9 protein-coding genes, 1 pseudogene and 1 riboswitch are annotated in these 7962 nt (G+C 64.7%); of the genes and pseudogenes, 7 read left to right on the top strand and 3 right to left on the bottom strand.

Features of this window, described 5'->3' with window-relative positions; all coding sequences use genetic code 11:
- From MJ602_RS14780 to MJ602_RS14765, 4 genes and pseudogenes are all read left to right on the top strand, one after another.
- Positions 1 to 166: pseudogene (locus tag MJ602_RS14780) on the top strand (aminotransferase class I/II-fold pyridoxal phosphate-dependent enzyme); the annotation flags it as partial.
- A gap of 61 nt (positions 167 to 227) precedes the next feature.
- A complete protein-coding gene (locus MJ602_RS14775; protein ID WP_162016628.1) occupies positions 228 to 731 on the top strand; it encodes a DnaA ATPase domain-containing protein in 504 nt (167 codons plus the stop codon).
- A gap of 285 nt (positions 732 to 1016) precedes the next feature.
- The gene (locus MJ602_RS14770; protein ID WP_243021577.1) at positions 1017 to 1811 is read left to right on the top strand and encodes a PP2C family protein-serine/threonine phosphatase; all 795 of its coding nucleotides are present in this window, start codon (positions 1017 to 1019) and stop codon (positions 1809 to 1811) included.
- Entirely contained in the window at positions 1808 to 2248 is a 441-nt protein-coding gene (locus tag MJ602_RS14765) for a tunnelling fold family protein (protein ID WP_243021576.1), read from the top strand. Before MJ602_RS14770 ends, MJ602_RS14765 begins: the two co-directional genes overlap by 4 nt.
- Before the next feature lie 87 nt (positions 2249 to 2335).
- On the opposite strand, the gene MJ602_RS14760 is transcribed toward MJ602_RS14765, so the two are convergent.
- Positions 2336 to 2644 (bottom strand): cyclic-phosphate processing receiver domain-containing protein, encoded by a 309-nt coding sequence (locus MJ602_RS14760; RefSeq protein WP_243021575.1) that lies wholly within the window; start codon positions 2642 to 2644, stop codon positions 2336 to 2338.
- A gap of 230 nt (positions 2645 to 2874) precedes the next feature.
- On the opposite strand from MJ602_RS14760, the gene MJ602_RS14755 reads away from it, so the two are divergent.
- From MJ602_RS14755 to cobT, 3 genes are all read left to right on the top strand, one after another.
- Complete coding sequence (locus MJ602_RS14755) at positions 2875 to 4410, top strand: cobyric acid synthase (RefSeq protein ID WP_243021579.1); 1536 nt, start codon at positions 2875 to 2877, stop codon at positions 4408 to 4410.
- Positions 4411 to 4431: 21 nt separating this feature from the next.
- A riboswitch (cobalamin riboswitch) is annotated at positions 4432 to 4622 on the top strand.
- A gap of 46 nt (positions 4623 to 4668) precedes the next feature.
- The gene (bluB, locus tag MJ602_RS14750) at positions 4669 to 5430 is read left to right on the top strand and encodes a 5,6-dimethylbenzimidazole synthase (RefSeq protein WP_243021574.1); all 762 of its coding nucleotides are present in this window, start codon (positions 4669 to 4671) and stop codon (positions 5428 to 5430) included.
- Positions 5431 to 5527: 97 nt separating this feature from the next.
- Positions 5528 to 6589, top strand: a complete 1062-nt coding sequence (gene cobT / locus MJ602_RS14745) for a nicotinate-nucleotide--dimethylbenzimidazole phosphoribosyltransferase (protein WP_243021573.1) — start codon at positions 5528 to 5530, stop codon at positions 6587 to 6589.
- 252 nt (positions 6590 to 6841) lie between these two features.
- On the opposite strand, the gene MJ602_RS16845 is transcribed toward cobT, so the two are convergent.
- Both MJ602_RS16845 and MJ602_RS14740 read right to left on the bottom strand, forming a co-directional pair.
- Entirely contained in the window at positions 6842 to 7162 is a 321-nt protein-coding gene (locus MJ602_RS16845) for a DUF4160 domain-containing protein (protein WP_423246717.1), read from the bottom strand.
- Between the two features lie 157 nt (positions 7163 to 7319).
- Positions 7320 to 7919, bottom strand: coding sequence for a DUF6988 family protein (locus MJ602_RS14740; protein ID WP_243021572.1), 600 nt, complete (start codon positions 7917 to 7919; stop codon positions 7320 to 7322).
- Between the last annotated feature and the right edge of the window lie 43 nt (positions 7920 to 7962).

The following is a 7962-nucleotide window of genomic DNA, read 5'->3' as shown; positions in this document are numbered from 1 at the left end:
GGCCGATCTGCCCTCGCTGCTGCACGCCCTGCGCGCGCAGGGCATCAAGCTGCGCGACTGCGCCTCGTTCGGCCTACCGGGCGTGGTGCGTATGGGCGTGCTGGCGCTGGAGTCGCAGGATGCGCTGCACCAGGCCTGGGAGCGATTCGCCGCAGTGGCTGCTTAGCGGCGCAATTTGTCGCAGGCCGCGCCTAAGCTGCGCATTTGAGCAGCAGGAGGATCGCACCATGCTTTACCACCCCCGGCGCCAGTGGACGCTGGCCAGCTTTGTACCCCGGCGTAGCAGCCAGCATGCGCGTGCGGCAGGCATCCGCTTTGTGGCGCAAGAGCGCCCCGCACTCCGCACCCTGGTGTTGGCAGGGCCGCCGGGCAGCGGCAAAACCCACTTGCTCCATGCCCTGGCGCAGCATGCGCGTTGCAACGGGGCCATTGACAGCATTGCCTGCCTGTCGGCCACGCAATGGGCGCAGGAAGTGGCCGCCGGGCTGCACTTTGCAGACATGGGCCGCGTACTGCAGCACTTTGCCGGTCAGGACTTGCTTGCACTGGACGACGCCGACCGCCTGTGGGGCTTGCCCCAAGCACGGCAGGCTTTTGCCGAGCTGTTGCGCGAGCGCCAGGCGCTAGGCTTGCGCACCTTGCTGACCGCCACGCTGTACCCGGCATCGCCCCGCAACCCGCAGCCGCTGTGCGACCTGCTGGCCCAGCAAACTGCTGTGCGCCTGCATTGATGGCTTGGCCTCTCAGGCGGATGCAGACGGTGGCAAGGCGGTCCATGAGCCCCTCTTGATTTCGAACACCGAGGCAGATTCGGGTGCCATGGACACCAAAGCGCAGGCCTGTTGCACATCGCCAGGGGTGTGGGCCATCACGCGCAGCCTGTCGCACGCGGCGATGACTCTGCGTGCTCGTGGCCAGTGGTCGTCTTTGTGCGACACATTTTGTCGTACCCATCGCGATAATGGCAACGAGCGACTCTCGGGCCGTTTCCGGTCGCCACCACAGAAAGGATTGCGATGATTCTGGACATTGCCTACACCCAGCACCAAGGCACAGACTGGCGCTACCCCGTGCAGCAGGATGCGCTTTGGAACAGTGTGGAAGTCATTCAGTCACGCAACCTGCATCCCGCTGGCTTGCAAACACAGGCCGACGTAGTCTCCCTGGCCGTGGCCGATGGCTTGGGTGGTACCCCCCAGGCAGAGCGTGCCAGCCGTGCGGTGTTGGCGGAATTGGCCGCAGCAATACAAGGCGGCGTAACGTTTGATAAAGGCCTGGTGCGGCGTATTCACGGCCGCCTGTGTGATCGGCTGGCCTTTGGCGAAACCATCGGATCGGCTACCACGCTGGCGGCGGTACAAATCCAGGGTGAGCAATGCTCGGTCATGAACGTGGGTGACAGCCGGGTGTACCGCCTTTCCTCACAGGGCGAGTGGCAGCAACTGTCACGCGACCACACCGTCCTCAACGGCATGATTGCGCGTGGCGAGGCCGAAGAAGACGAGGAATACGCCACCGTCTACAACACGCTGGACTCTTGCCTGGCGGCAGACAGCGAGGATGCCGACTTTGACATCCACCAATGCGCTGCCCCCTTTTTGCCGGGTGATGCCTTGCTGCTGTGTACCGATGGCGTGCACGACACCTTGGACAGTGCATCGCTGCAGCAACTGATCGTGCCGGGCACCTCTGCGCTGGCGCAAGCCCAGATACTGCGCAAAGCGGTGCTCAGGGCCGGGGCGCCGGACAATTTCTCGTTGATTTTTTGTCAGTCACAATCATCTTCAAACCGACCATTCTTTGCACCATGAGCTATTCGCACTCCAATCCCCATCCAGTAAACGAAGGGCGCAAGCGCAGGCTGTATCGGCTTGCGCAGTTGATCCACGATCTTTGGGAAGAAGGGGCGAGCTTGGATACGCGCTTTTTCAAGCATCCCTACATTCACAACAGCTATGCGATCAAAGGACAGACAAGCGACATTGCTTCCTACCATGAGCATCTCGTCCCCTGCGTGTATTTGCGCGATGAATGCACCGAACGCTTTCGGCAAGGGTGGACTGTGGAGAGGGTGGCGGAATTTCTGGACGAGTATTTGTGGATAGCCAAGATAGAAAAACCAGCGCAGGTTGCTCTTGTCAATGAAAAATACAAAACAACGATGCCTGATGGTTGGAAGTTCGGGCCTGATGACGATGTGTGCGCAAGATTGACGGCCGTCGGTCTTGCCCTTCAGAAGATGATTTGACTGCCAAGCTGCTGTCGCAGTGACGCAGAGCAATCCCAGCATTTTTGCACCTCGCACCACATACGAATCTGTGCTCTCTTGAAGGGGTCAAGAGTTCACCGCATCGGTGTATTTGAAGTTCAGGCCGTCTGCACTGGTGTATCCGGCAGCATGCAGCGCGGCGGACATTTTGCTGCGGGCCGTCAGGTTGGTCGTGACAAGCTGCACACGCTGGGGCAAGCAGTCATGCCCTATGGCCCAGTGCAGCACGTCCAGGCCCGTTTGTTCAGTGCCCAGGTCATGGTCCAGGCACAGGCATGCCCAGGGGCCACTGGCCAGCAGGCGCTGCCCCGCCTCGGGCGTGCGGGCAATGGCGTCGGTGTTGAGATCGCGCACGTCGTCAATCAGTAGCCACATGGTTCGCTCCGTTTCTGCTGGGCCCAGTCTGGACTGGGGTGGCTCCAGCGTGGAAGGGGAATGCAGGAAACATTTTCTTCAGTGCTGCGACAAAAGGTGTCGTTACCATGGCTGCGCCGCAACGTAACAGAGAGCCTGATGGCGAAAGAACCTTGTGCGCAGCGGGTATCGTTGCGCCCATGGCAACAATCACCCACTCCACTGCAAACACACGACGGGCCCGCTGCGTGATGGTGCTGGGCACCACCAGCGGCGCCGGCAAAAGCTGGCTCACCACCGCGCTGTGCCGCTACTACAGCAACCTGGGCCTGAAGGTGGCGCCGTTCAAGGCGCAGAACATGAGCAACAACGCGCGCGTGGTCGAGGGCATCGACGGCGCCTGGGGCGAGATCGGCAGCGCGCAGTACTTCCAGGCCCTGGCCGCGCGCGCCGTGCCCGGCGTGCGCATGAACCCGCTCTTGCTCAAGCCCGAGGCCGACACGCACAGCCAGGTCGTGCTGCTGGGGCAGGTGAATGCCGAGCTCACCGCGCTGCCTTGGCGTGGCCGCAGCGCCGTGGTGTGGCCGCAGATTGCCGCCGCGCTGGACGAACTGCGCGCCGAGAACGACGTGGTGGTGATCGAAGGTGCTGGTTCGCCTGCCGAGACCAACCTGCACGCCAGCGACATCGTGAACATGCGCGTGGCGCGCCATGCCGGTGCCCGTTGCCTGCTCGTCACCGACATCGACCGGGGCGGCGCCTTTGCCCACCTCTACGGCACCTGGGCGCTGCTGCCCGAGGACGAGCGCGCGCTGATCCACGGCTTCGTGCTCAACAAGTTCCGGGGCGACGCCAGCCTGCTCGCGCCCGCGCCGCAGCACCTGCAGGAGCGCACCGGCGTGCCCACCGTGGCCACCATCCCCATGCAGTGGCACCACGGCCTGCCCGAAGAGGATGGCGTGTTTGATATGACCCCCACGCTCGGCACTGGCGTGTCCTCGCTGCCCCCCGAGGGGGCTCTCGCGGCTAGGGGCGGCCCGTCGCCGCTCAATCGACCGCACACCACGCCCGGCGCCGTGCACACCACCGTGGCCGTGGTGGCCTATCCGCGCATCAGCAACCTCGACGAATTCCAGCCGCTCAAGAACGTGCCCGGCCTGCGCCTGCAATGGGTGCGCAGCCCGGCCGACGTGGTGGGCCTGCGGCCAACGGACTGGATCGTGCTGCCCGGCTCCAAGGCCACCGCCGCCGACCTGGCCTGGCTGCGCGCGCAGGGGCTGGACCAATCCATCGCCGCGCACGCGAGGCAGGGTGGCACCGTGCTGGGCGTGTGCGGCGGCCTGCAGATGCTGGGCGAGGCGCTGATCGACCCCGCAGGCATCGACGGCAACGGCCCCGGCCTGGGCCTGCTGCCGCTGGTCACCGTGTTCGAGCCCGCCAAGACCGTGCAGCGCACCAGCGCGGCCTTCGGGCAGCTTACCGGCGCCTGGGCGCCTCTCTCGGGCGTGCGTGCTGAGGGCTACGAAATCCACCACGGCCAGACCGCACAGCACCCCGCCATGGCCGCCAAGGGCGACGTGGCGCGCGAGGTCATGCCCGGCATCGCCTGGCAGAGCCCGGCGGGCAATGTGCTGGGCGTGTACCTGCACGGTTTGTTCGAGGACGCCGCCGTGCTGCACGCCCTGTTTGGCGCCCAGGCACCCACGCTCGATGCCGTGTTCGACGGCCTGGCCGATGGCGTGGCCCGGCACTTTGCCCCGGGCGTGCTGGATGCGCTGATCGCGTAAGCCTTGCGCAGTGGGCGGCTGCTATCATCCCGCCCCTCAGGTGCCCAATGCCATGATGGCAAAGGGAGAATCGGGAAGGCGGTGCAAATCCGCCGCGTGCCCAACGCTGTAAGGACGATGCCGCGCACAAACGCCACTGGCTGCCCAGCCGGGAAGGTGTGCCAAGGCAGACGACTCCAAGCCAGAAGACCGGCCTGAGCACTTCTTGGCGCTGCAAGGCCGGGCAGCGCTGCCACTATTCACGCACAGGGGACTGCCATGAATACCAGCGCAGTGGCGCAAGCCACGCCCAGCGCGCACGCCTTCACGCAAGAAGCGCGCGACGCCATCTACCACGCCATCTTTTCACGCCGCGATGTGCGCGGGCAGTTTCTGCCCACGCCCGTGCCCGACGAGGTGCTGAGCCGCATCCTCACCGCCGCGCACCACGCGCCCTCGGTGGGCTTCATGCAGCCCTGGAACTTCCTGGTGGTGCGCTCGCCCGACACCAAGCGCCGCGTGCACGCGGCCTTCGCCAAGGCCCACGCCGAGGCCGCCGGCATGTTCGAGGGCGACAGGCGCGCCACCTACCAAAAGCTCAAGCTCGAAGGCATCGTCGAGTCGCCCATCGGCATCTGCATCACCTGCGACCGCGAGCGCACTGGCCCGGTGGTGGTGGGGCGCACCCACATGAAGACCATGGACCTGTACAGCAGCGTCTGCGCCGTGCAAAACCTGTGGCTGGCCGCGCGCGCCGAAGGGCTGGGCGTGGGCTGGGTCAGCATCTTCCACCAGGCCGATCTGCAAGAGGCGCTGGGCATTCCCAAGGGCATCACGCCCATCGCCTACCTGTGCGTCGGCTACGTGAGCCACTTCCACGCCAAGCCCGAGCTGGAAACCGCTGGCTGGCTGCCGCGCCTGCCCATGGAAGACCTCGTGTACTTCGACCAATGGGGCCAGCGCGACGACCAGCAGCCCCTCATCGCCCACCTGCAGCGCGACCAGGCCGCCGCCCAGCGCGGGCGCGAAGCCATAGCCTGACCCCGCCGCGCCGGGCTGCCTCGGCGCGTACCGCCCTTCCATGCGTGGCCCTCTGTGTACGGGCCGCGCCAAACCCTCCTAAAAAGTGGAACACGCCATGACCGCCCCTTTGCCCCTGATTGCCGACATCGCCAACGCATCCCTCACCCAGGCCCTGCAACACAAGCTCAACAACAAGACCAAGCCGCTCGGCTCGCTCGGGCGCCTGGAAAGCCTGGCGCTCACGCTGGGCCAGATCCAGGGCACCGAGTCGCCCCGGCTGGAGCAGCCGCAGATGGTCGTCTTCGCCGGTGACCACGGCCTGGCCGCGCGCGGCGTGTCGGCTTTCCCGAGCGACGTGACCTGGCAGATGGTGGAAAACTTCCTCGCCGGCGGCGCCGCTGTCAGCGTGCTGGCGCGCCAGCACGGCCTGGCGCTCACCGTGGTGGACTGCGGCGTGGCGCGCGACATCGCCCCGCGCGAAGCCGCCACTGGCCAGCCGCGCCTGCTGCTGCGCAAGGTGGCCCCCGGCACGAACGACGCCAGCCAAGGCCCGGCCATGAGCGCCGCGCAATGCGCCCAGGCGCTGAACCACGGTATCGAACTGGTGCGCGACCTGCCGGGCAATGTGCTGCTGCTGGGCGAAATGGGCATCGCCAACACCTCGGTGGCTTCGCTGCTGCTGGCGCGCCTGTGCGGCCTGTCGCTGGCCGAATGCACGGGCGCCGGCACCGGGCTGGACGCCGCAGGCATTGAACGCAAGCGCGCCGTGCTGCAGCAGGCGCTGGACGCCAACGCCGCCGCCACCACGCCGCTCGACGCCCTGGCCGCCCTCGGTGGCTACGAGGTGGCCACCATGGTCGGCGCCGTGCTGCAGGCCGCGCAAGAGCGCCGCGTGATCCTGGTGGACGGTTTCATCACCAGCGCCGCCGTGCTCGTCGCCAGCCGCCTGCAGCCCCATGTGCTGCAACGCTGCGTGTTCGCCCACCGCGCGGGCGAGCGCGGCCACCAGCTCATGCTGGCGCAGATGCAGGCCGAGCCGCTGCTCGACCTGGGCCTGCGTCTGGGCGAAGGCTCCGGCGCCGCGCTGGCCTGGCCGCTGCTGTCATCGGCCTGCGCCATCCTGCGCGAGATGGCGAGTTTTGAGGCGGCGGGGGTGTCGGGGCAGACCGTGGCGTGATGGGCGGACCTGGCGTTGCCCCCAAGTGGAGGCAACGGAAAGCGCTAACAGCTATTGAATCAATAGCTGTTAGCGCTTGTGGGATATGCCCTGCAGGGTGATTTGACTCTAGATCTGCGCGATGTGTTTGGGCCCGAAAAGGAGTGAAGCGGCGTCGTTTGTGGGGCAGCTTTCGGCCAGGAGCAGCCACTCAACGCCTGATTTCAACGGACGCCGAAGGCACTCCGCTGCAAAGAACTGTTAAACCGCGCATCACTCATTGATGGGGCCTACAGGGCAATTTGTCGGGCGAGTGTCGTTCCACGCGGTAACCAGCAGGGGGCGGCTTCGGTCGTACCACCACTTAACGAGACGCTGTTCTCTCCCGTCTATGTTGCCGCGGAGGAACTGGCACTGGTCGATCGTGAACACTGCCTCGACGTCAGGACTCTTCACATGGAAGTGAGGTGGAGCATGTTCGTCGGCATAAACGTGAATTTGCAGCGCGCCGGCACGCGCAACGAGTTGGCGAATGTTGTAGAGAGAGCCATCAGTCCAGATTGAGTACCCGCCACAAAGCAACTCGGAAAGCACCTTCGCTGATTGGTCGAGAGATTCCGCTTCTCTCGCCCCCCGTTCAAGCTCTTCGTATGGGTTCACAGCGATTTAACGTAAAAATGACTGGACCACCAACATTGGCGGCGAAGCCGCATCCTGCTGTTGTGGCTCCGTGCGATTGACAAGTTAAGACTCATTTCCCGGTACGCTCCTTGAACTTCGCGAGCACGTCCTCCGCGACTTTGTCATTGTTCGCGAGATAGGCGACACCCACTACTGCCAATGCACCGAAGGTCTCGGCGAAGGAGAGTACCTCCTGAATCTCACAGGGTTCGTAGTTCGGCTCAATCGCCTCATCCGTTCCCCATCGTTGTACATGCAGCCCGCCAGTGTGCGTGTACGCGCACATTGCGTCCCAAGAATTGGCTTTGACGCGAGAGAGAATTTTCTCTGCGAACGCAGGTGTCTTCTCCAGGGATTCCAGCAGCCTTCCCATCTTGGGCGGCTCTTCACCCTTCGAGAAGGCTTCCACTTCCTCGTCCGTTGCGCACAACGCGAGCCACTCTCCACGCACATAAGCCTCGAACTCGCAGCGCAGAAGGGCGAAGCTGGAAGCAAACAGCGAGTGATCTAGCAAGACCACGATGGCGTGATGATGATCCTGTGCAATGGCCAGGCAACTCGCCGCCACCCGTACTCGAAGATTGCCGGGCATCTCGCATTCGTCAATGGAACGCCCAAGCCAGTTCAGATAGTCAGCCGCACTGCTGTCGAGTTTGAAGGTGGTGGCCATGAGTCATAACGTTTGACATGAGAGGCCAGGCCCGGCTTGCCGG

The organism is Simplicispira sedimenti (assembly GCF_022760965.1).
Lineage (GTDB): Bacteria > Pseudomonadota > Gammaproteobacteria > Burkholderiales > Burkholderiaceae_C > Simplicispira > Simplicispira sedimenti.
The sequence above is the reverse complement of the archived record's forward strand: the minus strand, read 5'-3'. Positions and strand labels throughout refer to the sequence as shown.